General features: G+C 74.0%; 24 protein-coding genes. 16 read left to right on the plus strand and 8 right to left on the minus strand.

The window, feature by feature from the left end; genetic code table 11:
• The first annotated feature begins 11 nt into the window (after positions 1 to 11).
• The 4 genes from ispG (at position 12) to map (ending at position 4,839) form a co-directional block, all read left to right on the plus strand.
• The gene (gene ispG, locus L6E12_RS21200; protein ID WP_374201922.1) at positions 12 to 1,151 is read left to right on the plus strand and encodes a flavodoxin-dependent (E)-4-hydroxy-3-methylbut-2-enyl-diphosphate synthase; all 1,140 of its coding nucleotides are present in this window, start codon (positions 12 to 14) and stop codon (positions 1,149 to 1,151) included.
• Positions 1,152 to 1,251: 100 nt separating this feature from the next.
• The gene (locus L6E12_RS21205; protein ID WP_236229665.1) at positions 1,252 to 2,109 is read left to right on the plus strand and encodes a GNAT family N-acetyltransferase; all 858 of its coding nucleotides are present in this window, start codon (positions 1,252 to 1,254) and stop codon (positions 2,107 to 2,109) included.
• Positions 2,110 to 2,144: 35 nt separating this feature from the next.
• Positions 2,145 to 3,947 carry a penicillin-binding transpeptidase domain-containing protein gene (locus tag L6E12_RS21210; RefSeq protein ID WP_236229666.1) on the plus strand — a complete coding sequence of 601 codons (1,803 nt, stop codon included), beginning with the start codon at positions 2,145 to 2,147 and terminating at the stop codon, positions 3,945 to 3,947.
• 34 nt (positions 3,948 to 3,981) lie between these two features.
• Complete coding sequence (gene map / locus L6E12_RS21215; protein WP_236229667.1) at positions 3,982 to 4,839, plus strand: type I methionyl aminopeptidase; 858 nt, start codon at positions 3,982 to 3,984, stop codon at positions 4,837 to 4,839.
• Here map and L6E12_RS21220 read toward each other — a convergent pair.
• Entirely contained in the window at positions 4,826 to 5,521 is a 696-nt protein-coding gene (locus tag L6E12_RS21220; protein WP_236229668.1) for a hypothetical protein, read from the minus strand. The genes map and L6E12_RS21220 overlap by 14 nt on opposite strands.
• 49 nt (positions 5,522 to 5,570) lie before the next feature.
• On the opposite strand from L6E12_RS21220, the gene L6E12_RS21225 reads away from it, so the two are divergent.
• Positions 5,571 to 7,091 carry a cobyric acid synthase gene (locus L6E12_RS21225; protein WP_236229690.1) on the plus strand — a complete coding sequence of 507 codons (1,521 nt, stop codon included), beginning with the start codon at positions 5,571 to 5,573 and terminating at the stop codon, positions 7,089 to 7,091.
• A gap of 126 nt (positions 7,092 to 7,217) precedes the next feature.
• On the opposite strand, the gene L6E12_RS21230 is transcribed toward L6E12_RS21225, so the two are convergent.
• Positions 7,218 to 7,892: a FadR/GntR family transcriptional regulator gene (locus L6E12_RS21230; RefSeq protein ID WP_236229669.1), complete on the minus strand. Its 675-nt coding sequence runs from the start codon at positions 7,890 to 7,892 to the stop codon at positions 7,218 to 7,220.
• Between the two features lie 47 nt (positions 7,893 to 7,939).
• On the opposite strand from L6E12_RS21230, the gene L6E12_RS21235 reads away from it, so the two are divergent.
• The gene (locus tag L6E12_RS21235; protein ID WP_236229670.1) at positions 7,940 to 9,232 is read left to right on the plus strand and encodes an MFS transporter; all 1,293 of its coding nucleotides are present in this window, start codon (positions 7,940 to 7,942) and stop codon (positions 9,230 to 9,232) included.
• Positions 9,233 to 9,274: 42 nt separating this feature from the next.
• Here the strand turns inward: L6E12_RS21235 and L6E12_RS21240 are convergent, their stop codons facing one another.
• Together L6E12_RS21240 and L6E12_RS21245 are read right to left on the minus strand one after the other, a co-directional pair.
• Positions 9,275 to 10,657, minus strand: coding sequence for a mycothione reductase (locus tag L6E12_RS21240; protein WP_236229671.1), 1,383 nt, complete (start codon positions 10,655 to 10,657; stop codon positions 9,275 to 9,277).
• 42 nt (positions 10,658 to 10,699) lie between these two features.
• Positions 10,700 to 11,236 (minus strand): YbhB/YbcL family Raf kinase inhibitor-like protein, encoded by a 537-nt coding sequence (locus L6E12_RS21245; protein ID WP_236229672.1) that lies wholly within the window; start codon positions 11,234 to 11,236, stop codon positions 10,700 to 10,702.
• Positions 11,237 to 11,463: 227 nt separating this feature from the next.
• Here L6E12_RS21245 and L6E12_RS21250 point away from each other — a divergent pair, with 227 nt between their 5' ends.
• A complete protein-coding gene (locus L6E12_RS21250; protein WP_236229673.1) occupies positions 11,464 to 12,558 on the plus strand; it encodes a M48 family metallopeptidase in 1,095 nt (364 codons plus the stop codon).
• 84 nt (positions 12,559 to 12,642) lie between these two features.
• On the opposite strand, the gene L6E12_RS21255 is transcribed toward L6E12_RS21250, so the two are convergent.
• Both L6E12_RS21255 and L6E12_RS21260 read right to left on the minus strand, forming a co-directional pair.
• A complete protein-coding gene (locus tag L6E12_RS21255) occupies positions 12,643 to 12,972 on the minus strand; it encodes a YnfA family protein (protein WP_236229674.1) in 330 nt (109 codons plus the stop codon).
• Positions 12,973 to 12,976: 4 nt separating this feature from the next.
• Complete coding sequence (locus L6E12_RS21260) at positions 12,977 to 13,888, minus strand: M15 family metallopeptidase (protein ID WP_236229675.1); 912 nt, start codon at positions 13,886 to 13,888, stop codon at positions 12,977 to 12,979.
• Between the two features lie 122 nt (positions 13,889 to 14,010).
• On the opposite strand from L6E12_RS21260, the gene L6E12_RS21265 reads away from it, so the two are divergent.
• The 3 genes from L6E12_RS21265 to L6E12_RS21275 are packed head-to-tail and all read left to right on the plus strand — an operon-like array spanning position 14,011 to position 15,734.
• A complete protein-coding gene (locus L6E12_RS21265) occupies positions 14,011 to 14,784 on the plus strand; it encodes a trypsin-like serine protease (protein ID WP_236229676.1) in 774 nt (257 codons plus the stop codon).
• A gap of 12 nt (positions 14,785 to 14,796) precedes the next feature.
• Positions 14,797 to 15,252: a GNAT family N-acetyltransferase gene (locus tag L6E12_RS21270; RefSeq protein ID WP_236229677.1), complete on the plus strand. Its 456-nt coding sequence runs from the start codon at positions 14,797 to 14,799 to the stop codon at positions 15,250 to 15,252.
• Positions 15,253 to 15,293: 41 nt separating this feature from the next.
• A complete protein-coding gene (locus tag L6E12_RS21275) occupies positions 15,294 to 15,734 on the plus strand; it encodes a hypothetical protein (RefSeq protein WP_236229678.1) in 441 nt (146 codons plus the stop codon).
• A gap of 40 nt (positions 15,735 to 15,774) precedes the next feature.
• Here L6E12_RS21275 and L6E12_RS21280 read toward each other — a convergent pair whose 3' ends face one another.
• Positions 15,775 to 16,941 carry an 8-amino-7-oxononanoate synthase gene (locus L6E12_RS21280; protein ID WP_236229679.1) on the minus strand — a complete coding sequence of 389 codons (1,167 nt, stop codon included), beginning with the start codon at positions 16,939 to 16,941 and terminating at the stop codon, positions 15,775 to 15,777.
• A gap of 63 nt (positions 16,942 to 17,004) precedes the next feature.
• Between L6E12_RS21280 and L6E12_RS21285 the strand changes: the two genes are divergently transcribed.
• The 5 genes from L6E12_RS21285 (at position 17,005) to L6E12_RS21305 (ending at position 22,316) form a co-directional block, all read left to right on the plus strand.
• The gene (locus L6E12_RS21285) at positions 17,005 to 17,976 is read left to right on the plus strand and encodes a cobalt-precorrin-4/precorrin-4 C(11)-methyltransferase (RefSeq protein ID WP_236229680.1); all 972 of its coding nucleotides are present in this window, start codon (positions 17,005 to 17,007) and stop codon (positions 17,974 to 17,976) included.
• 48 nt (positions 17,977 to 18,024) lie between these two features.
• Positions 18,025 to 19,212 carry a bifunctional cobalt-precorrin-7 (C(5))-methyltransferase CbiE/decarboxylating cobalt-precorrin-6B (C(15))-methyltransferase CbiT gene (locus L6E12_RS21290; RefSeq protein WP_236229681.1) on the plus strand — a complete coding sequence of 396 codons (1,188 nt, stop codon included), beginning with the start codon at positions 18,025 to 18,027 and terminating at the stop codon, positions 19,210 to 19,212.
• Between the two features lie 233 nt (positions 19,213 to 19,445).
• Entirely contained in the window at positions 19,446 to 20,234 is a 789-nt protein-coding gene (locus tag L6E12_RS21295; protein WP_236229682.1) for a trypsin-like serine protease, read from the plus strand.
• 315 nt (positions 20,235 to 20,549) lie between these two features.
• Positions 20,550 to 21,293, plus strand: a complete 744-nt coding sequence (locus tag L6E12_RS21300; protein ID WP_236229683.1) for an esterase family protein — start codon at positions 20,550 to 20,552, stop codon at positions 21,291 to 21,293.
• 135 nt (positions 21,294 to 21,428) lie between these two features.
• The gene (locus L6E12_RS21305; RefSeq protein WP_236229684.1) at positions 21,429 to 22,316 is read left to right on the plus strand and encodes a hypothetical protein; all 888 of its coding nucleotides are present in this window, start codon (positions 21,429 to 21,431) and stop codon (positions 22,314 to 22,316) included.
• Positions 22,317 to 22,331: 15 nt separating this feature from the next.
• Here the strand turns inward: L6E12_RS21305 and L6E12_RS21310 are convergent, their stop codons facing one another.
• Positions 22,332 to 22,562 carry a hypothetical protein gene (locus L6E12_RS21310; protein WP_035280879.1) on the minus strand — a complete coding sequence of 77 codons (231 nt, stop codon included), beginning with the start codon at positions 22,560 to 22,562 and terminating at the stop codon, positions 22,332 to 22,334.
• Positions 22,563 to 22,895: 333 nt separating this feature from the next.
• Here L6E12_RS21310 and L6E12_RS21315 point away from each other — a divergent pair.
• The coding region (locus L6E12_RS21315; protein WP_236229685.1) for a DEAD/DEAH box helicase at positions 22,896 to 23,935 on the plus strand (1,040 nt) is incomplete at its 3' end.

Raw genomic sequence — 23,935 nt, forward strand, 5'->3', positions numbered from 1 at the left:
TGATGCTCGGCATGCCGCCCATGCCGCCCCCGGTGTTGTCGGAGCGCCGCAAGACCCGGCAGTTGCAGGTGGGGTCGGTGGGTGTGGGCAGCGAGCACCCGATCTCGGTGCAGTCGATGACCACGACCCTGACCTCGGATGTCAACGCGACGTTGCAGCAGATCGCGGAGTTGACCGCCGCCGGGTGCGACATCGTCCGGGTGGCGTGTCCGTCGCAGGACGACGCGGCGGCGCTGCCCGCGATCGCGGCGAAGTCGCAGATCCCGGTGATCGCCGACATCCACTTCCAGCCCAAGTACGTTTTCGCCGCGATCGAGGCCGGGTGCGCGGCGGTGCGGGTGAACCCGGGCAACATCCGCAAGTTCGACGACCAGGTCAAGGAGATCGCCCAGGCGGCGAAGGACCACGGCACCCCGATCCGCATCGGTGTCAACGCCGGGTCCCTGGACCCCCGCCTGCTGGCCAAGTACGGCAAGGCCACCCCGGAGGCGTTGGCGGAGTCGGCGTTGTGGGAGGCGTCGCTGTTCGCCGAGCACGACTTCCACGACCTCAAGATCTCGGTCAAGCACAACGACCCCGTGGTCATGATCCGCGCCTACGAACTCCTCGCCGAGCAGTGCGACTACCCGCTGCACCTCGGTGTCACCGAGGCGGGCCCGGCGTTCCAGGGCACGATCAAGTCCGCCGTCGCGTTCGGGGCGCTGCTGCGCCAGGGCATCGGCGACACCATCCGGGTCTCGCTGTCGGCCCCGCCGGTCGAAGAGGTCAAGGTCGGCACCCAGATCCTGCAATCGCTCAACCTACGACCGCGCAAGCTGGAAATCGTCTCCTGCCCGTCCTGCGGGCGGGCCCAGGTCGACGTCTACACCCTCGCCGAGCAGGTCACCGCCGGTCTGGAGGGCTTGGAGGTCCCGCTGCGGGTGGCGGTCATGGGCTGCGTCGTCAACGGCCCCGGCGAAGCCCGCGAAGCCGACCTCGGTGTCGCCTCCGGCAACGGCAAGGGGCAGATCTTCGTGCGCGGCGAGGTCATCAAGACCGTCCCGGAAGCGCAGATCGTGGAAACCCTCATCGAAGAAGCCATGCGCATCGCCGAGGAGATGGGCGAACCGGTTGACGGCGAGACCGGCGCACCGGTCGTCAGCGTCGGCTAGATCCCCCGAGCCCCGCGGTTCGGGCCCCCGTGACGGGGCTCGGCCGGGGTTGGGTGATCCTCGGATTTCGGACCCGGGGATTGTCTGGCAGTCTTGAGGGGTGTTGCGGCTGGCAGGAGCGAGGCTGCTCGACGAACGGGATGACCAGGCGGTGCGCGCCGTGCTGACCGCCGATCCCGTGGCGTCCTGCATGGTCGCGTCGCGGGTGGAATCGGTCGGGTTGGACCCGTGGCGCCTCGGTGGCGAAGTGTGGGGGTGCGACCCCCGCGGGCTGCGCGGGGGCGGGCGGCTCGACGCGCTGTGCTTCGCCGGGCCGAACCTGATCCCGTTGCGCGGCAAGCGGTCGGCACTGCGGGCGTTCGCCGACCGCGCGGTGCGCAGGCGGCGGATGTGCTCGTCGATGGTCGGGCCCGCCGAGCAGGTCCTGGGGCTGTGGGCGGAGCTGGAGAACGACTGGGGCCCGGCCCGCGAGGTGCGGGCGGACCAGCCGCTGATGGCCATCTCCGAGCCGCCGCGGGTCGCGCCCGACCCGCTGGTGCGGCCGGTGCGGCCGGAGGAACTGGAGCGGTACCTGCCCGCGGCGATCGCCATGTTCATCGAGGAGGTCGGCATCGACCCCCGGGTCGGTGACGGCGGGGCGGGCTACCGGGCCCGGGTCGCCGAGCTGATCGCGGCCGGGCGGGCGTTCGCCCGGTTCGACGGCCGCGACGTGGTGTTCAAGGCCGAGATCGGGGCGCTGTCCGGTGCCGTCGGGCAGATCCAGGGCGTGTGGGTGCACCCCGACCGGCGCGGTGAGGGGCTGGCAGGCGGCGGGACCGCCGCGGTGGTCAACCGGCTGGTCACGGCCATGGGGCGCACCGCCAGCCTCTACGTCAACGCCTACAACACCCCGGCCCGCGCCGTCTACGACCGGGTCGGGTTCACCCAGGTCGGGCAGTACGCCACGGTGCTGTTCTGACCCGCCCCCGACGTGGGACGGGCATACTCCACGCCGTGCGCGCTTCCTCCCGCCGTCCCGCGGCCCTGCTCACCGCCCTGCTCGTCGCCCTGCCGCTGTCCGGGTGCGGGGTGTTCGGTTCCGAAACCGGCCCGGAGCAGGCCGCCCAGCAATTCCTGGCCGCCTTCGCCGGGGGTGATTCGGCGACGGCCTCGCAGCAGACCGACTCGCCGGAGTCGGCGCGGGCGCTGATGGACAAGGTGCGGACCGCGCTCAAGCCCTCGACCGTGATCGCCAGGGTGGACAAGGTCGACACCGGCCAGGGCACGGCCAAGGCCGCCTTCGAGATCACCTGGGACCTCGGCCGCAACCGGCGGTGGACCTACGACAGCTCCTTCGAGCTGGTCGGCGGCGACGACGCGTGGAAGGTCCGGTGGGCGCCCACGGTGCTGCACCCGGAGCTGGGCGCGCAGCAGAGCCTCGCCGTGGAGGACTCCGAGGCGACCCTGGCGCCGGTGCTCGACCGCGACGGCACCCCGGTGCTGAACCCGGAGCGGGTCGTCTCGGTGCTGTTCGACCAGGACAAGGCCGGGGACGCGAACGCCGTCGCCGGTCAGCTCGCGCAGGCGCTGTCCGGGATCGACCCGACGATCACCGCGCAGAGCATCCTCGACGGCGCCAAGGCGGCGGGGGCGGGCGGCTACCAGGTGGTGGCACTGCGCGACGCCGACTACCAGAAGGTCAAGTCGCTCATCTACGACCTGCCCGGCGTCCGCTTCCCCGCCGAGTCGCGGCTGCTGCCCGCCGACCGCGCCCTCGCGCCCACCCTGATGCCCGCCGTCCGCAAGGTGATCGAGGACCAGGTGCAGGGCAAGGCCGGGTGGCGGGTCTACACCGTCGACAGCGCGGGCAACGAGAGCCAGGTGCTGCACGACAAGCCCGCCGAGCCCGCCAAGGCGGTCAGCCTGGCGCTGAGCACCCGGGTCCAGCAGGCCGCGCAGGCCGCCATCGCGGGCGAGGCCACCCCGTCGATGATCGTGGCCATCCAGCCCTCCACCGGCGACCTGCTCGCCGTGGCGCAGAACGCCCCGGCCGACGCGGCGGGCCAGCTCGCGCTCACCGGCCGCTACCCGCCGGGCTCCACCTTCAAGATCGTCACCGCCGCGCAGGCCATCGCGGCGGGCACGGTCACCGGTGAGACGCCCCTGGGCTGCCCGCCCGCGATCGTGGTCAACGGCCGGGAGATCCCCAACAGCGGCAGGTTCGACAAGGGCGTCGTCCCGCTGCGCAGCGCCTTCGCCTTCTCCTGCAACACCACCTTCGCCGACCTGGCCACCAGGATGGGCGCGGGCGACCTGACCGCCATGGCGAAGAAGCTGGGCCTGGGCCTGGACTACGTCGTGCCCGGGATCACCACCATCACCGGTTCCGTGCCCGCCGCCCCGGACGTCAACGAGCGCGCCGAGGACGGCTTCGGCCAGGGCAAGGTCGTGGCCAGCCCGTTCGGCATGGCGGTGGTCACCGCCACCGTGGCATCCGGGTCGGTGCCCAGGCCGGTGCTGGTGCGCGGCGCCGAGACCCAGGTCGACGAGCAGCAGGAGCCGCTGCCCGCCGCCGTGCTGGAGCAGGTGCGCGGCATGATGCGCGAGGTCGTGGCGGGCGGCACCGCGGGCGCGCTGGCGCCCTACGGCGACGTGCGCGGCAAGACCGGCACCGCCCAGTTCGGCGACGGCACGCGCTCGCACGGCTGGTTCGTCGGCTACCGCGGCGACCTGGCGTTCGCCGTGCTGCTCACCGACGTCGGCCAGTCCGGCACCGCGGTCACCGCGACCGGCCGGTTCCTCGCCGCCGTCGGGTGACACCCCGATCGGGGGTGGTCGTAATGTGGTGGCCATGTCCGTGCGTACCCCGTTGAGCCCAGGAGTGCAGGCCCCGCGCCGTGCCGTGCCGTCGTCGATCGCGCGGCCGGAGTACGTGGACAAGCCCGCGCCGCGCAAGAACACCGACCCGCACGTGCAGCCGCCCGAGGTCGTCGAGGCGATGCGGGTGGCCGGGCGGATCGCCGCGCAGGCCCTGCGGGCCGGTGGCGAGGCGGTCAAGCCGGGGGCGACCACCGATGACATCGACGCGGTGGTGCACGAGTTCCTGCTCGACCACCACGCCTACCCCTCGACCCTGGGCTACCGGCGCTTCCCCAAGTCCTGCTGCGTCTCGCTCAACGAGGTCATCTGCCACGGCATCCCGGACTCGACGGTGATCGAGGACGGCGACATCGTCAACATCGACGTCACCGCGTTCATCGGCGGCGTGCACGGCGACACGAACGCCACCTTCCTCGCGGGCGAGGTCGCCGAGGAGAACCGGCTGCTGGTGGAGCGCACGCACGAGGCCACCATGCGCGCGATCAAGGCGGTGCGCCCCGGCCGCCAGCTCAACGTGGTCGGCCGGGTGATCGAGGCCTACGCCCGCCGCTTCGGCTACGGCGTGGTCCGCGACTTCACCGGCCACGGCATCGGCCGCTCGTTCCACAGCGGCCTGGTCGTCCTGCACTACGAGGACACCAGCGTGCGCACCGAGATCGAGCCGGGCATGACCTTCACCATCGAGCCGATGATCACCCTCGGCGGCATCGAGTGGGACATGTGGGACGACAACTGGACCGTCACCACCAAGGACAAGAGCTGGACCGCCCAGTTCGAGCACACGGTCCTGGTCACCGACTCCGGCGCGGAGATCCTCACCCTGCCGTGACCGGGCCGAGCCCGAGGTCGGCGAGCACCTCCAGCACGGCGCGCGCGACCGGTTCCGGCGCGGTCGCGCACGCCAGGTGGTGCAGGTCCAGGTCCCGGGTCGGCCACCCGTTCGCCCGCGCCTCGACCAGGTCGGCCGGGTGCGACAGGCCGACGTACCCGGCCGGGCCGGTCCACGGCACGCTCGGCCGGGCCTCCTTGAGGTAGGCGTGCGGCACCTCGGGCAGCTCGTCGACGATCGCCGCCCGCAGGCCCGGCTCGGCCACCAGCCCGGCCGCGCCCTCGCCCCACCGGCCCTCGTCGGCGCGCATCGCCGCGTACCGGGCGGGGTCCAGTTCGCGCAGGCTCAGCCCCGGCGTGGGCAGCTCGGCGTCGAGGTAGACCAGCGCGGCCACGTCCAGCCCCCCGGCGTCGGCCAGCTCGTCGGCGAACGCGGGCAGCAGCGGCCCGGCCCCGCCGTGCCCGACCAGGGCCAGCGGACCGGCCAGCCCGGCGTCGGACACCGCGTCGGCGAACGCCCCGATCAGCCGCTGGTGCACCGGCGGCGCCACCACGCTGGGCAGCAGGTCCAGCAGGAACGCGGGGCGGCCGGACCCGGCGAGCGCGTCCGCGAGCGGGCGCAGGGTCGCCGGACCCAGGTAGGGGCTGTGCACCAGGACGGCGGTGACCGATGCGACGGGCATGACCGGGATGATGGCAGCCGGGTACGACGAGCGGGGAGGCAACGCGCGGATGGTCGGAGCACTGCTGGTCGCGGGCACGACGTCGGACGCGGGCAAGAGCGTCCTCGTTGCCGGTCTGTGCCGCTGGTTGGCCCGCCGCGGGGTGCGGGTGGCGCCGTTCAAGGCGCAGAACATGTCGAACAACTCGATGGTCACCCCGGACGGCGGTGAGATCGGCCGGGCGCAGGCGGTGCAGGCCGCCGCGTGCGGGCTGGAACCGTCGGTGCGGTTCAACCCGGTGCTGCTCAAGCCCGGGTCCGACCGCAGCTCGCAGGTGGTGGTGCTGGGCAGGCCGGTGGGGGTGGCGAGCGCGGTGTCGTACCGGGAGCGCAAGGCCGAGCTGATGACGACCGTGCTGGACACCCTCGCCGGGCTGCGCGCGGACTACGAGGCGGTGGTCTGCGAGGGCGCCGGGTCGCCGACCGAGATCAACCTGCGCGCCACCGACATCGCCAACATGGGCTTGGCGCGCGCCGCCGGGCTGCCGGTGCTGGTGGTCGGCGACATCGACCGCGGCGGGGTGTTCGCGCACCTGTTCGGCACCCTGGCCCTGCTCGACGCCGCCGACCAGGCGCTGGTCAGCGGGTTCGTGGTCAACAAGTTCCGCGGCGACCCCGCGCTGCTCGACCCCGGGCTGGTCCAGTTGCGCGGGCTGACCGGCCGCCCGGTGCTGGGGGTGCTGCCGTGGCGGGAGGAGCTGTGGCTCGACGCGGAGGACTCGCTGTCCTACACCGCCGACGGGGTCGTCGGCAGGCCCGCGCCCGCGCTGGGCTCGCAGTGGCTGCGGGTCGCGGTGGTGCGGCTGCCGCGCATCTCCAACGCCACCGACGTCGAGGCGCTGGCCTGCGAGCCGGGGGTGTCGGTGCGGTTCGTCACCGAGCCCTCGCGGCTGGCCGACGCCGACCTGGTGGTGCTGCCCGGGTCGAAGTCCACCGTCGCCGACCTGGCCTGGCTGCGCTCGACCGGACTGGCCGACGCGGTCGCCGCGCACGCCGCCAAGGGGTTGCCGGTGCTGGGGATCTGCGGCGGCTTCCAGATGCTCGGCGCGCGCATCGAGGACCGGGTGGAGTCCGGCGCGGGCGTGGTCGACGGGCTGGGCCTGCTCGACGTCGACTTCGAGTTCGCCGAGGAGAAGACCCTGACCCGCCCGACCGGGACCGCCTTCGGCGTCCCGGCCACCGGCTACGAGATCCACCACGGCCGGGTCGTGCGCACCGGCCTGCCCGGCCTGCTGATCCTCCCCGACGGCTCCGGGGAGGGGGCGGTGTCCGGGGCGGTCCTGGGCACCCACTGGCACGGGCTGCTGGAGGACGACGGCGTGCGCCGCGCCCTGCTGCGCCGGGTCGCGGCCTGGTCCGGCCGCGACGGGTTCCGCGGGGCCGAGGACGTCTCGTTCGCCGCCGCCCGCGCCGGTCAGCTCGACCTGCTCGGTGACCTGGTCGCCGACCACCTCGACACCGACGCGGTGCTGCGGCTGCTCGACCGGGGGGCGACCCCCGGGCTGCCGTTCGTGCCGCCGGGCGCGCCCTAGAGCCTGTCCTCAAAGCAGGCGACCACCCCCGCAACCGCCGGCCCGGTGACCACCCACCCGGGCACCAGCGACAAAATCCCGGCCTGGACCGCCGCGCACCGCCACCGGCGTCCCGGCGGCGGGCGCTCAGTCGGCCTCGATGCCCGCGATCAGCTCGTCGAGGAAGCCGCCCGCCTCGGCGGCCGCGCGGTCGGCGTCGCGCTCGCGGATGGCGGTGAGCAGGCCGCCGTGGTCGATGTCGGCGTTGCGCGGGGCGGCGTCGACCGTGCTGGCGACCGAGGCGCGGACGATCTCGGTGAGACCGGAGTACAGCTCGGCGAGCAGGGCGTTGTGCGAGCAGCGCACCACGGCGATGTGGAAGGCCGCGTCCTGGTCGACGCCCGCCTCGTAGTCCTTGGCGACCATCGACCGGTCCCGCTGGGCGAGCAGCTCGGTCAGCTCCGTCAGGTCGGCTTCGGTGCGGTGCTCGGCGGCCATCCTGGCGCCCTCGACCTCCAGGATGCGCCGGACCTGGAGCACGTCGCGCAGCTCGGTGCCCGCGAGCCTGCGCACCGCGCCGGAGAACTCGCTGGTCGCCCGGACGAAGGTGCCGTCGCCCTGGCGGACCTCCAGGAGACCGGCGTGCGAGAGGGCGCGGACCGCCTCGCGCACGGTGTTGCGGCCCACGCCGAGGGCGGCGACGAGTTCGGGTTCGGTCGGGATGCGCTCCCCGACCTTCCACTCCCCGCCTGCGATGGCCGAACGCATCTGCTCGATCACCTGGTCGACGAGGCCCGATCGCCGGGTAGTGGCCAGCGGCACAGCGCCATCCTCTCGGTCAAACATCCTACGTTTGTCATACTCGGTCCATGACGGTCCAGCGCTGCCCGCAGTCGCCCACGGGTACCCAGGTCGCCGGGAACGTCAAGAGTGCCATGGACACCCTGTCGCACAGTGGGCCATCAGGACGCAAGCTCGGGGCGGGACGTCGCAACACCGCGCTGCTCGGTACTCCGCTGCTGGTCGCGGGCGTGGCCTGCGCGGCGGCGAACCTGCGCCCGGCCGTCACCAGCCTGGCCTCGGTGCTGGAGGAGGTCCGGGTCTCGGTGGGCGCCGGGGAGACCTGGGCGGGCCTGCTCACGGCCGTCCCCGCGGTCTGCTTCGGCGCCGCGGGCGTGCTCGCCCCCAAGGTCGGCCGGTCGCTGGGCATGGCCCGCGCGGTCGGCGCGGCGATGGCGGTGCTGACCCTGGGCCTGCTGCTGCGCGTCCTCGACGGCCCGTGGGTGGTCCTGGCGGGCACGTTGGTCGCCTGCGCCGGGATCGCGGTGGGCAACGTGCTGATCCCGGTCGTGATCAAGTCCGCCTTCCCGGGGCGGGTGGGCGTGGTCACCGGCGTGTACACGGCGGCGCTGGCCGCGGGCGGCGGCCTCGGTGCGGCCCTGACCTCCCCGCTCTCGACCGCCCTGGGCGGCTGGCGCGGCGCGCTGGCGGCGTGGGCGCTGCTCGGCGCCGGGGCGCTGCTGGTGTGGTCGTTGGGGGCCCGCCACTCCGACACCGAAGCCGACGTCGCGGCGGCCGCTGCGGCGGTCGCGGGCCGGTCGCTGCTGCGCAACCGGCTGGCGTGGACGGTGACGGCGTTCTTCGGCCTGCAGGCCCTCGTCGCCTACACCGTGATGGGGTGGATGCCCGAGCTGTTCGTCGACGCGGGACTGCACCGCGACACGGCGGGGCTGATGCTGGCCATCACCAGCCTCATCGGGGTCCCGGTGAGCCTGCTGGTGCCGCCGCTGGCCGCCCGCGCCCGCGACCAGTCGGCCTGGATCGTCGGCATGACCCTGATCGGCGGGGTGGGCGTGCTGGGCCTGTGGCTGGCGCCCGCCGCGGCCCCGCTGCTCTGGGCGGTCCTCGTCGGTGTGGGCATGAGCGTGTTCTCGCTGGCGGTGATGGTCATCTCGCTGCGCACCGGCAGCGCCGCCGACACCGCCACGCTCTCGGCCATGGCGCAGAGCCTCGGCTACCTGATCGGCGCCCTCGGCCCGTTCGCCTTCGGCTTCCTGCACGCGCTGACCGGCGGCTGGACCTCGTCGCTGCTGCTGATCCTGGCCGTCATCGCGGTCCAGGCCGTGGTGGGTCACGCCGCGGGCCGGACCCGCACCGCCTGACCGCCCCGTCCGGCCCGCTGCCGGACCGGCCGGGGTCGGGGATCAGTCCAGGGGCAGGTTGAGCAGGGCGTTCTCGATCAGCTCGGGCATCGCCGGGTGGACCCAGTACTGACCCCTGGCCATCGACCTGGCGTCCAGGCCGAAGCTCATGGCCTGGATCAGCGGCTGGATCAGGGTGGGCGCCTGCGGGCCGAGGATGTGCGCGCCGAGCAACTGCCCGGTCGCCGGGTCGGCCAGCAGCTTGGCGAAGCCGGTGGTGTTCTCCATGGCCCAGCCGTAGGCGATGCCCGCGTAGTCCTGGGTCGCGGTCACGTACCGGACGCCCCGGTCGGCGGCCTGCTGCTCGGTGAGGCCGACCGAGGCGATCTGCGGGGCGGTGAACACCGCGTGCGGGACGAAGCGGTGGTCGGCGGCGATCAGGTCGTCGGGGTGCAGCAGGTTGTGCTGCACGACCCGCGCCTCGTGGTTGGCCACGTGCTTGAGCTCCCACGGGGAGCTGATGTCGCCCAGCGCCCAGACGCCCTCCGCGGTGGTCCGCTGGTACTCGTCGACCACCACGTGCCCGGACCCGGTGACCTCGATGCCGCCCCTGGCGACGTCGAGCCGGTCGGAGTTGGGCGTGCGGCCGGTGGCCAGCAGCAGCACCTCGCCCTCGGCGGTCGTGCCGTCGTCCAGCTCGACCAGGACCCCGGTGTCGGTCTTGGCGACCCGGCGGACCTGGCGGCCCAGCCGCAGGTCCCAGCGCTGCCGGGCCAGCTCGGTGAACCGCTCGCTGATGTCGCGGTCCTCCTGGCGCAGCAGCACCCCGCCGCGGGCGACCACGGTCACCTCGACGCCGTAGGCGGAGAACACGTGCGCGAACTCGGCGGCGATGAACCCGCCCCCGATCACGACCATCCGCGCGGGCAGCTTCTCCAGCCGCATCACCGTGTCGCTGGTGTGGTACTCGACCTCGTCGATGCCGGGGATGTCCGGGACCACCGCGCGCCCGCCCGCGGCGAGCACCACGCGCTCACCGGAGATGGTCACCGGGTCCGACCCGTCGTTCGGGGTGATCTCCAGCGTGCGGTCGCCGGTGAACCGGGCCTCGCCCGCGAACACCGTCACGTTGGCGTTGTCCGGGTGGCTGGTCCGGTACTCCCGGCCGCCCGCGGCGATCGGGTCGATCCGGCCGAAGATCCGGTCGCGGATCTGCGGCCAGTGCACCGCGTCCAGCGTCTCGTCGACCCCCAGCTTCGACGACGACGACGGCATCAGCGCGATGTCCGCGGTGTGGACGAACATCTTGGTCGGGATGCAGCCCACGTTGAGGCAGGTCCCGCCGAACACCCCGCGCTCCACCAACGCCACCTTCAGACCCGCGAACCGCGGGTCGAGGAGCGAGTTGCCGGAGCCGGTCCCGATGATCACCAGATCGAAGCGCACGCCTCATCCAACCCCATCGACCGGCTCCGGCATTCCCCGCCGTCAGTGCCGGTAGGTCGGGGTCAGCACGGCCCGCCCCAGGGTGTGGAAGGCCAGGTTGAAGCTGACGACCGCCGGGCTGGTCGAGCCGTCGACCTCCAGGGCGTCCACGTCGACCGCGTGCACCACGAAGTAGTAGCGGTGGTCCTGGTCGCCCTGCGGCGGCGCGGCCCCCGCGTACCCGTGCGCGCCCATGTCGTTGGCCACGTGGAACGCGCCCCCGGGCAGCGACGCGTCGTCGGCGCCCGCGCCCCGCGGCAGCGAGGTGGTGTCGGCGGGGATGTTCACCGCGACCCAGTGCCAGAACCCGCCGGGGATCGGGGCGTCCGGGTCGAAGCAGGTGACGACGTAGCTCCTGGTGCCCTCGGGGGCGCCGCTCCACGACAGCGCGGGGGAGGTGTTCGCGCCGTTCGCGGAGTCGTGCACGTGCGCGAGGTCGAGCTTCGCGCCGTCGGCCACGTCGTCGGAGGTGACGGTGAACGAGGCCACGGCGGGCAGCAGCTCGTACGGGTCGGGCGCGACCGGGCGGTCGAGGCTCATGCGCTCCTTCTTCCTGGCTGGTCCGGCGGCGGACCGGCTGATCCGCCGACCGCGAATCTAGTCGCGCCTGCCGACGGCCGCGTGGTCGCGACCGCCGCCTGTGGACAACTGGCCCCGAGGGTGGGGGACATCCCCGATATGTCCCTGGGGTTGTGGACAAATCGCCCCCCGCTTCCCCGAACCGGCCTACTGTGGTGGCGAATCCAAGGGGAGAAACGGGGAACACAGTGACCGACAGTCCGGACAACGGTGTCAACGACGTGAACGAGGTCTCGCAGTCGTCGACGCGGGTGCGCTTCGCCCGCATCAGCCCGCGCGCGTACGAGCACCCGGTGGACCGGGGCGCGATGGCCACGCTGCGCGCGGTCCCCGGCGTCTCCGAGGTGCTCAAGGGCGCCGCGGGCCTGTTCTCCGAGCGCGGCGAGCGGCTGATGGCCCTGGCCTCGGCGATCCGGGTGGGGGAGAACCAGTACCCGAAGCTCGACCGCCTGCGCAACGAGTGCGCGGAGACCCTCGACCTCGACGTCGTCCCCAAGCTCTTCGTCGAGCGCAACCCGGTGGCCAACGCCATGACGGTGGGCATCGACGAGCCGTTCATCGTGCTCACCACCGGCCTGGTCGAGGCGCTGGACACCGAGAGCCTGCGGTTCGTCATCGGCCACGAGATGGGCCACGTGCTCTCCGGGCAAGCGGTGCTGCGCACCCTGCTGATGCGCCTGCTGCACCTCCAGTTGACCATCGCCTTCCTGCCCGCGGGCGCCCTCGCCCTGCGCGCGGTCATCGCCGCCCTGCGCGAGTGGTTCCGCAAGGCGGAGCTGACCTGCGACCGCGCGGGCCTGCTGTGCGCCCAGGACCCGGCCGCCGCCCTCCGCACGCACGTCTACCTCGCGGGCGGCACCGACCTGACCCAGATCGACATCCCCTCGTTCCTGCAGCAGGCGCGCGAGTACGAGGAGGTCGACGACATCCGCGACAGCATCCACAAGCTGCGCAACGTCGAGGGCATGAGCCACCCGTTCGCCGTCGTCCGCGCCGCCCAGCTCCAGCGTTGGGCCGCCTCGGCGGAGTACCGGGCCATCCTCGCGGGCGAGTACCCCCGCCGCGACGACGACGCCCCCACCAGCAACCTCGGCGACGACATGAAGTCGGCGGCCAAGTCCTACAAGGACTCCTTCAACAACTCCACCGATCCCCTGGTGAAGATCCTCAACGACGTGGGCGGCACCCTCTCCAACGCCGCGGGCAAGGTCTTCCGCGGCTTCGGCGGCAACGGCAACAACGGTGACACCACCGCAGACCAGGAGCCGACCCCGAAGAGCTGAACAGCGCGTGGGGTGGGCCCGCAGGACTGCGGGCCCACCACTGCCGGGTGGTGCGGGCACGGCGTCGTCGTGGCCCGCACCGCGTCAGCGCGGCGCGTACATGATCAGCACGACGCCCACCAGGCACACCGACGCCCCCAGCACGTCCCACCGGTCCGGCCGGAACCCGTCCGCCACCACCGCCCACAGCAACGACCCCACCACGAAGACCCCGCCGTAGGCGGCCAGCACCCGCCCGAACGCCGCGTCGGGCTGCAACGTCGCCACGAACCCGTAGGCCCCCAGCGCCAGCACCCCGCCGAGCACCCACACCCAGCCCCGGTTCTCCCGGATGCCCTGCCAGACCAGCCACGCCCCGCCGATCTCCGCCACCGCTGCCACCACGAACAGCAGCACCGACTTCACCACGGTCACGCCGTCACCGCCCCAGCGCGGAGAAGTGCTGGATGTCCTTCGGCGAAGACCACTCCCCGCCCCACGACCACCCGATCGCGGCGAAGGCGCGCACGGCCGTGTCCCCGGCGAACACCATGCCGGGGCGGCGGTTCTTGCGGTCCACATAGGACGACGCCAGTTCCGGCAGCACCAGGTCGCCCTGGACGTAGGGGTTGCAGAACGGGTTGATGTCCAACGCCAACCCGTACGCGTGCGCCGACCACGACGACAGCTTCCTGCCCTTGCGGCAGACGAACGCCCCGGTGTTGTTCCCGTCCCCGGTGGGCGCCAGGTCCAGCTCCGGCGCGGCCGTCACCCGCATCTCCTCGATCGGGAAGCGCTCCGCGTACAGCGCCCGGAACACCCCCGCCACCCCCTCGGCGGCCGAGGCGTTCACGATCATCTCCCCGGTGTGCGCCTTGCCGTCGAACCCCCAGAACGACATCGTCAGGTACCGCAGCTCCGCCAGCGCCACCGGGCACCCCGGCTGCCAGGTGCTGCGCGCCACCACCGCGTCCGGAACCGGCGCCACCGTCGCCGCGAACCGGCCGTCCGCGGGCGGGGGGAGCAGGTCCGCGGTCGGCAGCGCCCGGTCGGCCAGCACGGCGGGGGTCGGCAGCACCTGGCCGAACCCGTCCGGCCGCAACGGCAGCGGTGTCGCACCGACCACCCACGCGGGCGCGGCGGTGGTGGTCGGCGGCGGGGGAGCGGAAGTCGGCGGTGCGCCGGTCGCCGACGGCGGCGCGGTGGTGGTCGGCGAAGCCGCGGCGGTCGGGGCGGGCGGGTCGGGGGAAGCCGCGGCCGCTCGCCCCTGCTCCTCCGGTGTGGTGCAGGCGCCCAGGACCAGGGCGACCGACAGGGCGGTGATCAGGCGGTCGAGCGATCGGCGGAACACGGGACCAGGATGCACCACCTGCCGAGTCCACCCGGTCGGGTGACAGCGCGGGGGGACCATTCGGGGGCGCAACGGCCTAGGCTGTCACGCAAAGTCGCCCACTCTCACGCACAGGAGTCGAGATGCGGTCCTCCACGCGCCGGGTGTTCGGCGTCGTCGCCGCGGTCGCCGTCCTGGCCACCGCCGTCGCCGCCCTGCTCGGACCGTTCACCGCCGACGCGGGCCAGCAGATCGTCGGCGGCCAGCGGGTCAGCATCACCGACCACCAGTACGCCGTCTACCTGACCACCGCCGACGGCTTCCAGTTCTGCGGCGGCACCCTCGTCGCCCCGGACAAGGTGCTCACCGCCGCGCACTGCGTGGCCGCCCGCTCGGCGGAGAACCTGCGCGTGGTGTCCGGCCGGGAGGACAAGAACAGCACCGACGGCGTCGTCTCCCCGATCACGAAGCTCTGGGTGCACCCCCAGTTCACCAAGGTCACCGAGGGCAACGACGTGGCCGTGCTCACCCTGGCGAAGAAGGTGCCCAGCACCCCGCTCCCGCTGGCCACCGACCCCGGCGGCTACGCCGCGGGCACCAAGGCGACGGTCCTGGGCTGGGGGCGCACCGCCGAGGGCGGCGCCACCTCCCGCTACCTGATGGGCGCGCAGGTCCCGCTGACCTCCGACACCACCTGCGCGGGCGCCTACACCGACTACGACGCCGCCACCATGGTCTGCGCGGGCCTGCCGGAGGGCGGGGTCGACACCTGCCAGGGCGACTCGGGCGGTCCGCTGGTGATCAGGGGCAGGCTCGCGGGCGTCTCGTCCTGGGGTGTGGGCTGCGCCGAACCGGGCAAGCCCGGCGTCTACGCCAGGGTCGCCGACTTCATCCCGGTGATCACCGCGCAGTTGTGATACCCAGGCGGGGTGACTGAACTCCGCGTCGCGGCCGGACCCGAGCTGACCGCCGCCGAACTGCACGGACTCCTCAGGCTCCGGTGCGACGTGTTCGTCGTGGAGCAGCGGTGCCCGTACCCCGAGGTCGACGGCCTCGACCTGGAACCCGACACCCTGCACCTGTGGTGGCAGCCCGGCGCGGAACCGCTGGCCTGCCTGCGGATCCTCGGTGCGCCCGGCGCGGTCCGCCGGATCGGCCGGGTCTGCACCGCCGAGGCGGCGCGCGGCACCGGCCTGGGCGGCAGGCTGATGGCCGCCGCCCTGGAGCACATCGGCGGCGACGAGAGCGAACTGCACGCCCAGGTGAGTGCCCAGGGCCTCTACGCGCGCTTCGGCTACGCGCCCGAGGGCGAGCCCTACGACGACGACGGCATCATGCACATCCACATGCGCCGCCCCGCGACCCCGCGGGCGCCTGCCCCGTAGCGGGGGACCGGTCCCACGGCACGGCTGCCACAGTGCCGCGCATGCGTTCAACGATGCTCGTCACGGCGTCCCTGCTCCTGCTCGCGCTCGCCGGGTGCGGCTCGGACGACCAGCCGGTGGCCACGCCGCCGGGGACCACCGCCCCGACCACGACCACCACCACCGCCCCGACCACCACGACGACAACCACGACCACGACAACCACGACCACGGTCCCGGTGCCCGAGGTGGCTGCCGACGGGACGAACCTCAAGGCGTGCGCGGACGGCACGTGCGAGGTGGAGGTCAAGTCCGGTGACGTGCTCTCCGTCAGGGGGGAGCGGATCAAGGTGGTGAGCGTCGACGCGCAGGGCGCGGAGTTCGTGCTGCCGTCCGGTACGACGGCCTCGGTGGGCGGCACCGGCAACATCACCACGGCGAGCGGGACGAGTGTGGACATCCTCCGCTACAGCGGAACGACAGCCCTGATCAGGGTTTCCTGACCGCGCCGGAACGCCGGGGAACCCGGCCGTCGCGGATCGCTCAGGGCTTCGGCGCCGTGCGGGTGATCACGTCCACCGCGCGGTCCAGCTCCGGTTCGGTCAGGTCGGCGCGCGCGGTCAGCCGCAGCCGGGAGACCGAGTCCGGCACCGACGGCGGCCGGAAGCAGCCGACCCACACCCCGGCCGCGCGGCAGTCCTCCGACCAGCGCAGCGCCGCGTCCGCCGACGGAGCCCGCACCGACACCACGGCCGACGCCGGGTCGCTGACGGTGAGCCCCGCCTCGCGCAGCCGCACCGCCAGCGTCATCGCGTTGGTCAGCACCCGCTCGGCGCGCTCCGGCTCGTCCTTGAGCATCGTGAGCGCGCTCAGCGCCGCCGCCGCGCTGCCCGGGGCCAGCCCGGTGTCGAAGATGAAGCTGCGCGCGTTCTCCACCAGGTGCCGGATCACCTTGCGCGGCCCCAGCACCGCACCGCCCTGCGAGCCCAGCGCCTTCGACAGCGTCACCGTGGTCACCACGTCCGGCGCGCCCGCCAGCCCGGCGGCGTGCACCGCGCCGCGCCCGCCCTCGCCGAGTACCCCGAGGCCGTGCGCGTCGTCGACCAGCAGCGCCGCGCCGTGCTCGCGGCAGGCGCCCGCCAGCTCCGCCAGCGGGGCCAGGTCGCCGTCCACGCTGAACACCGAGTCGGTCACGTACACCGCGCGCTCGGTCTGCTTGGTCGCCAGCGCCCGCGTCGCGGCGGGCACGTCGCAGTGGCCCACCACGGCCACCTGGGCGTGGGAGAGCCTGCACCCGTCGATCAGGGACGCGTGGATGTGCGCGTCGGTCACGATCGAGCAGTTCTTGCCCGTCAGCGCGGTCACCGCGGCGAGGTTGGCGGTGAACCCGGAGGAGAACACCAGCGCCGACTGGGTGCCGCAGAACCGGGCCAGCTCGAACTCCAGCTCGCTGTGCAGCTCGGTGCTGCCGGTGACCAGCCGAGACCCCGTCGACCCGGTGCCCCAGCGCAGCGTCGCCGCCGCGGCGGCCCCGCCGACCCGCTTGTCCCTGGCCAGCCCGAGGTAGTCGTTGCCCGCGAGGTCCAGCAGGTCCGAGTCCGGCCGCCGCGGCCGTAGCTGCCTGCTGAGGCCCGCGCGCTTGCGGTCCTCGGCGTGCGCGTCGAGCCAGGACAGCGCCTGCTCGCCCGGGATGGGTCCGTCGGGGTTCACGCGTGCGAGTCTGACACCGGGCCGGTGGCGGGCGGGCACCCGGGCAGGCGATACGGTCACCGCATGCGTGCCGTGGTGAGTTTCGTGGGAGCCGGGCCCGGGGCGGCCGACCTGATCACCCTGCGCGGGGCGGCCCGGATCGGTGCCGCCGACGTGGTGCTGTTCTCCCCCGCGGTGGTCGACCCGACCTGGTTGCGCGAGCAGGCGCGCGCCGACGCGGAGCTGGTCGACGTGACCCGCCTCGGCGCCGACGAGCTGCTGGAGGTCTACCGCACGGTGGGCAGCAGGCTCGGCCGCGTGGTGCGCCTGCTGGCCGGTGACCCGGCCCTGGTGCCGGACCTGCGCGAGCAGCGCGAGACCTGCGAGAAGCTCGGGCTCGACGTCGAGGTCGTCCCCGGGGTCTCCCCGGTCTCGGCCGCCGCCGCGGCCACCGGCACCACCCTGGTCGAACCCGGCGCCGACACCGTGGTGAGCGTCGAGGGCGTCGAGTCGGTGCGCGAACTGGCGTCGCCGGGGCGCACCCTGGTCGTGCACGCCCCCGCCGCCCGCGCCGCCGACCTGGCCGAGGCGCTGCTCGCCGCGGGCCTGGAGGGCGACGTGCCGGTGACGGTGGCCTACAAGGTCACCTGGCCGTCGGAGGCGGTGCTGCGCACGACCGTCGCCGAGCTGGCGGCGGAGGTGAAGAAGGCCAACCTCTGGCGGCACGCGCACTTCCTCGTCGGCGACACCGCCCGCGCCGCCCGCCCCCGCCCGGGTTACCGGGTCGTCGAGGGCGACCAGCCCGCCCGCTGGACCGCCCGCGCCCGCAGGCCGAAGGTGGCGGGCGAGGCCCGGCAGACCTGGCCGCGCCGCGGCGGGTCCACCGGCGAACCCGAGGCGCAGCAGGCGGAGCCGGTGGTCGAGCAGCAGGGCGCGGAAGCGGTGCAGGCCGAGGAGAAGGCGGTCGCGGTCAAGCGCGGCACCAAGGCGGCGGCGAAGAAGCCCACCGCCCGCAGCCCGCGCACCCCGGCCCGGCGCGGGGCGAAGAAGGCCTGACCGCCCGCGCGTTCCCGGCCCCGGGGTCGGCGTGGTCGAATACCGCGCATGACGGTGACGGTGATCGGACTCGACCGGCAGGGACTGCCGCCGGGAGCCGGTTCGGTGTTGGCGCAGGCGCGCCTGGTGGTCGGCCCCCGGCACCTGCTGGAGCGGCACGTGCCGCCGGAGCGGGCGACGCTCGACAGCACCGGTGGCCTGCCGGTCGACGACATCGCCATGGCCGAGGGCCCCACCGCCGTCCTGGTGGCGGGCGACGCCGGGTACTTCGGCGACCTGCGGGCGCTGCGGGCGCGCAAGCTCGACGTGGTCGCCTGGCCGTCGGTCACCGACGTGCAGCGGATGGCCGCGCTGGTGAAGCGGCCGTGGGACGACATCGCCGTGGTCAGCGCCCGGGGCCCCGACTTCCGGCACGCGGTCAACGTCTGCCGGGCCCGCAAGGCCGTCGCCGTGCTGACCGCCCCCGGCGCCGGTCCGGCCGAGCTGGCCCGCGAGCTGGACGGCTGGCGGCGCAACATCGCGGTCCTCGAACACGTCGGCAGCCCGGGCGAACGACTGTCCATCTTGGACGTCAGCGAGGCGGAGCGGCGGGTGTGGCGAGAGCCGAACCTGGTGCTGTGCCTGGCTTCGCTGGACAGCATCGGTCAGGACGGCTGGATCGCGGGCGGCGACCCGGTGCCGCCGGTGGGCGGCTGGGCGCTGGAGGACAGCGCGTTCGCCACCCGGACCGGGGTCGGCCTGGCCCCGGAGGTGCGGGCGCTGGTGCTGGCCCGGCTCGCGCCCCGGCCGGGGGCGCTGGTGTGGGACGTGTGCGCGGGGTCGGGCGCGGTGGGCATCGAGGCGGGCAGGCTGGGCGCGGCGGTGATCGCGGTGGAGCGCGACTCCGGGCTGTGCGTGCGGATCGTGGCCAACGCCGGGGCGCACGGGGTGGACGTGCGGCTGGCCGACGGGGAGCCCACCAGGGTCCTCGGCTCGCTGCCGCGGCCGGACTCGGTGTTCGTCGGCTCCTCGCAGCCGGAGGTGGTGCGCGCCTGCGCCGCGGCGGGTGCGGAGCGGGTGGTCGTGCTGGTGCCCGAACCGGACCGGTTGGGCGCCACGCGGCGCGCGCTGGCCGACGCCGGGTACGCGGTGCGCGGGTGCCAGCTTTCGGTGGCCGAACTCGTCGCGCTGCCCGACGACACCACCGGGTTGCAGCCGTCGACGGCGACGTTCCTGCTGTGGGGGACGCGCGCCTGAGCACGCGGCGGGATCTGCCCGTGTCCAGCCGATCCGACCCCTCGCGGGCGAAGTCCATCCGAAAGTCGGGTCGGTCCGCAATTCCCTGTGCCCAGGTCGGAAGCCACCTCGGCACCTCCTTCACCCGATCGGCTCAGTTCTTTCGCGGGTGTCGTCCGGCGGTGACCGGCCGGTAGCCATGAGTCGACGCCCGGGAACGCCCTCCCGGTCGACCGGCACGAAGGAGAAGGACCATGGCTGAGGCAAGGCGGTTCACCCGCCTGATCGGGGTTGCCGCAGCGGTGCTCGCGGCGGGTGCCGCCGCGACGGTGTCGACCGCGCAGGCCGACCCCATCACGCCCTACATCGTCGGCGGCGAGGCCGCCGACATCGCCGACTTCCCGTACACCGTCGCGCTCACCACGCCCGACGGCTTCCAGTTCTGCGGCGGCTCGCTCGCCGCGGCCGACAAGGTGGTGACTGCCGCGCACTGCGTGGAGGGCACCTCGCCGTCGGAGATCAAGGTCGTCTCCGGGCGGACCGACCTGACCGCCGCCGGTGGCGAGACCGCCGAGGTGACCGACGTCTGGGTGCACCCGGACTACAGCGACCCGGCGATCAGCGCGGACGTCGCCGTGCTGACCCTGGGCAGCGACCTGTCCGCCACCCCGATCGCCGTGGCGGGCCCCGGTGACGAGGACCTCTACGCGGCGGGCACCGACACCACCGTGCTCGGCTGGGGCACCACCTCCGAGGGCGGTTCCGCCTCCGACACGCTGCTCAAGGCGTCGGTGCCGGTGACCTCCGCGGCCGACTGCGCCACCGCCTACGGCTCGGACTTCATCGCCGACTCGATGGTGTGCGCGGGCGTCCCGGGCGGCGGCGTGGACTCCTGCCAGGGCGACTCCGGCGGCCCGCTGGTCGCGGGCGGCAAGCTGATCGGCGCGGTCTCCTGGGGCGAGGGCTGCGCCCGCCCCGGCAAGCCGGGCGTCTACACCAGGCTCATCACCTTCTCGGCTGACATCCAGGCCCGGCTGGGCTGAGCCCGCCACCGCCGCGGGGAACCGGTTCCCCGCGGCGGTGCCCGCCCGGTTCTCGGACAACCCTCAGGAATCGACAAAAACGACGCCACCGGGTTGTGGCGCTATGAGTCGCCGTCGTGTGTCGGACAGCGGGTGTGGGCTTTTTCCCACGCAGCCCCTAGGGTCGTTGGCCGCCCCATAAGATCACCGCAGGGGACCGTGACGAGCGGAGAACTTGTGAACGCTGCGCGAACTGCACGACTGTCCCGACGGGCCCTGCTGTGGGGTGGTGCCGGTCTGGGGGCGAGCCTGATCGCCGGGTGCCAGCGGGAACCGGTGACCCCCGGGGCGGGCTCGGACCTGCTGCGCAGCAGCCCGCCGACGCCCGACGCCGCGCCGGTGGTCACCGCGCGGAACCTGTCCACCGCCCGCTACCGCGAGGTCGACTTCGTGGTCATCCGCCCCGGCGGTGTGCCCGCCGCGCCGATGCCGGTGTGCGTCGCGCTGCACGCGGACCTGCGCGGTGCCAAGAGCTTCCTGACCTACGGCGTGCAGCAGATGCTGACCGACCTGGTCGCGGGCGGCGCGACCCCGTTCGCGGTGGCGGCGGTCGACGGCGGCAACTGGGTGGGGCACAAGGACGACGACCCGCAGCGGATGCTCACCGAGGACCTGCCCGGCTGGCTGGAGCGCCAGGACCTGGCGGGCACCCCGTTCGCCGCCATCGGCGTCGACGAGGGCGGCGCGGGCGCGCTGCACCTGGCTCGCACCCCCGGCCTGTCCGCGGTCGCCGCGATCAGCCCCACCCTCTTCGACAACTGGTCGGACGCCGAGCGCTCCAAGATCTACCGGCAGCGCGAGCAGTGGGAGGACGTCGAGCCGCTGCGCCACGCCCCCGAGTACGCCAACCTTCCGGTCGGCGTCTGGTGCGGCAACCAGGACCGCGACTACCTGCCCACCAGCAAGGCCTTCGCCACGGCCGTGGGCGCCACCGCCACCTTCACCGCGGGCGGGCACGACGACGCCTACTTCACCCGCGCGCTGCCCGAGGCGCTCAAGTTCGTCGCGGGCTACCTGTAGGTTGGGTGCGGCGGGCGCGCACCGGGGGGCGTGGCCCGCGCGACGGTGAGCCGCGGGGTTCCGGCGGCGGGAACGGGTGCCGGAAGCGGGCACCGGGAATGGGCTGAGGAACATGGGCACTGGGGGCCGGACACGATGACTGAGCCCGGCGTGGGCACGCCGCACGGGGAACCGCTGCGGCTGGGCGTGGTCCCGTTGCGACCGCTCGCCCTGCACGACCTCGTCGAGGGCGCGTACCTGGCGGTCCGCCGCAACGCGGGCGCCCTGCTCGGCTTCACTCTCGGCGTGCTGCTCGCGGTGGAGCTGCTGCACTGGCTGCTCAGCACCCTCGTCCTCGGCTCGGTCCCGTCGGCGTCGGCCGTGCCCGCCGACGGCACGGCGAGCTGGGGGCAGCTGCGCCCGCTGGTGATCGACTACCTGCTCTACCTGGGCCTCTGCTCGGTGTTCGGCCTGCTGATCACCGGGGTGGTGACCGTCGTGGTCACCCGCGCCGTGTTCGGCCACCGCACCGGTCTCGGCCCCGCGCTGGCCGAGACCGGCCGGGCGTTGCCCAGGCTGCTGGGCGTGCTGCTGGTCGAGGCCCTGCTCATCGGTCTGATCGCCTTCGCCAACATCGCGCTGCTGGCCGTCCTCGGCCCGGTCGCGGTGCTGCTGACGATGATCACCCTGCCCGCCGTGGTCTACCTGGCCATCGCGTTCACCTTCGCCCAGTCGGTGGCCGTGGTCGAGGAGGTGTCCCCGGTGGCGTCGCTGAGCCGCTCGCGCGAACTGGTGCACGCGGTGGGCTGGTGGCGCGTCCTCGGCGTCACCGCCCTGGTGGTGCTGGCGGGCGGGCTGCTCGCCGCGCTCGCGCAGGCGCTCTTCGCGCAGATCAGCGGCGGCAGCACGGTGGCCGACCTGCTGGCGGTCGCGCTGGTGGGGACGCTGCAGGCCGGTTTCGGCGGTGCCGTGCTCTGCCTGCTCTACGTCGACCACCGGGCGCGCGTCGAGGGCATCGACGGCCTCTGGCACAAGGCGGGCTGAACCCGCCCGACCGTCCTACAGCACCGGTGCCACGTGGACCGGGCGGGCGCTGTCGGGGGCCTCGCTGTCCTCGTCCAGGCCGAGCATCCGCAGCAGGGTCAGGCAGTCCTCCGGGTCGGTCGCGTAACCGGCCACGGTGCGCGCCGCGCGGATCCGCTGGGCCGTCATGCCCTCCCTGGCGTCGGTCCTGGCCTGGTTGAACTCGTCGGCGGCGCCGCGCGTGACGTCGGTGTCGCTGACCGTCATGGGTACTCCAAAGGGGGGTCTACGGCACCGCGTGCGGGTGCCGGGAGGGTGTCGTTCCAGGGGGGAGCCGGGACCGGGCGTCGGCCGGGGCGGTGTCGCCGCCGCACGCCGGGGTGCTGGCGGGAAAAACACTACCCCACCCGCGATCCGGCCCCCATCGCGGCGTTCCCGGTAGGATGGTGGTGACGGCGGCCCCACCGGTCGCCCGTCCCACGTCGGTCCCCTGCGCCGCGGCCGGGTTCCGCGCCGAGCAGGACGGCGACCCACCACGATCTCGATGATCACCGCCGACCAGGCATGACATCCCGACTCCTCTACGTTCGGAGACGCCCCATGGCGGCCAGCCGCCCCCGTTCCACCCCCTCCGCCGAGCCCGGCTTCGCCGAGCTCGGTGTGCCCGCCGAGCTGGTGTCCGCACTGGCCGAGGTGGGCGTGCACGCGCCGTTCCCCATCCAGTCCGCCACCCTGCCCGACTCGCTGGCGGGCCGTGACGTGCTCGGCCGGGGCCGCACCGGCTCCGGCAAGACCTACGCGTTCCTCATCCCGGTCCTGGCCCGGATCGCCGCCGTGGCGGGCAGGCCCCGGCCGGGCAGGCCGCGGGCGCTCATCCTGGCGCCGACCCGCGAGCTGGCCACCCAGATCCACGACGCGGCCGCGCCGCTGGCCGCCGCCCTGGGGCTGCGCGCCACCACCGTCTTCGGCGGGGTCCGCCCCGGCCCGCAGGTCACCGCCCTCAAGGCGGGCGTCGACCTGCTCGTCGCCTGCCCCGGCAGGCTGGAGGACCACCTGGCCGAGGGCCACGCCCGGCTCGACGACGTCGCCGTCACCGTGCTCGACGAGGCCGACCACATGGCCGACCTGGGCTTCCTGCCGGTGGTCCGCAGGCTGCTCGACCGCACCCCGCCGTCGGGCCAGCGCCTGCTGTTCTCGGCGACCCTGGACAACGGCATCGACGTCCTGGTCCGCCGCTACCTGACCGACCCGGTCACCCACAGCGTCGACTCGGCCCAGTCGCCCAACGCCGCGATGGCCCACCACGTGCTGCACGTGGACGGCACCCACCGGCTGCCGGTGCTGGTCGACCTGGCCTCGGCCCCCGGCCGCTCGCTGGTGTTCACCCGGACCCGCCGCGGCGCCACCCGGTTGACCCGCCAACTCGTCGCCGCGGGCGTGCGCGCGGTCGAACTGCACGGCGACCTCGGCCAGCAGGCCCGCACCCGCAACCTGACCGCGTTCGCCGAGGGCACCGCCCCCACCCTGGTCGCCACCGACATCGCCGCCCGGGGCATCCACGTCGACGACGTCACCCTGGTCATCCACGCCGACCCGCCGGTCGAGCACAAGGCCTACCTGCACCGCTCCGGCCGCACCGC

This window comes from Actinokineospora sp. PR83 (assembly GCF_021056305.1).
GTDB classification, from domain to species: Bacteria; Actinomycetota; Actinomycetes; order Mycobacteriales; family Pseudonocardiaceae; genus Actinokineospora; species Actinokineospora spheciospongiae.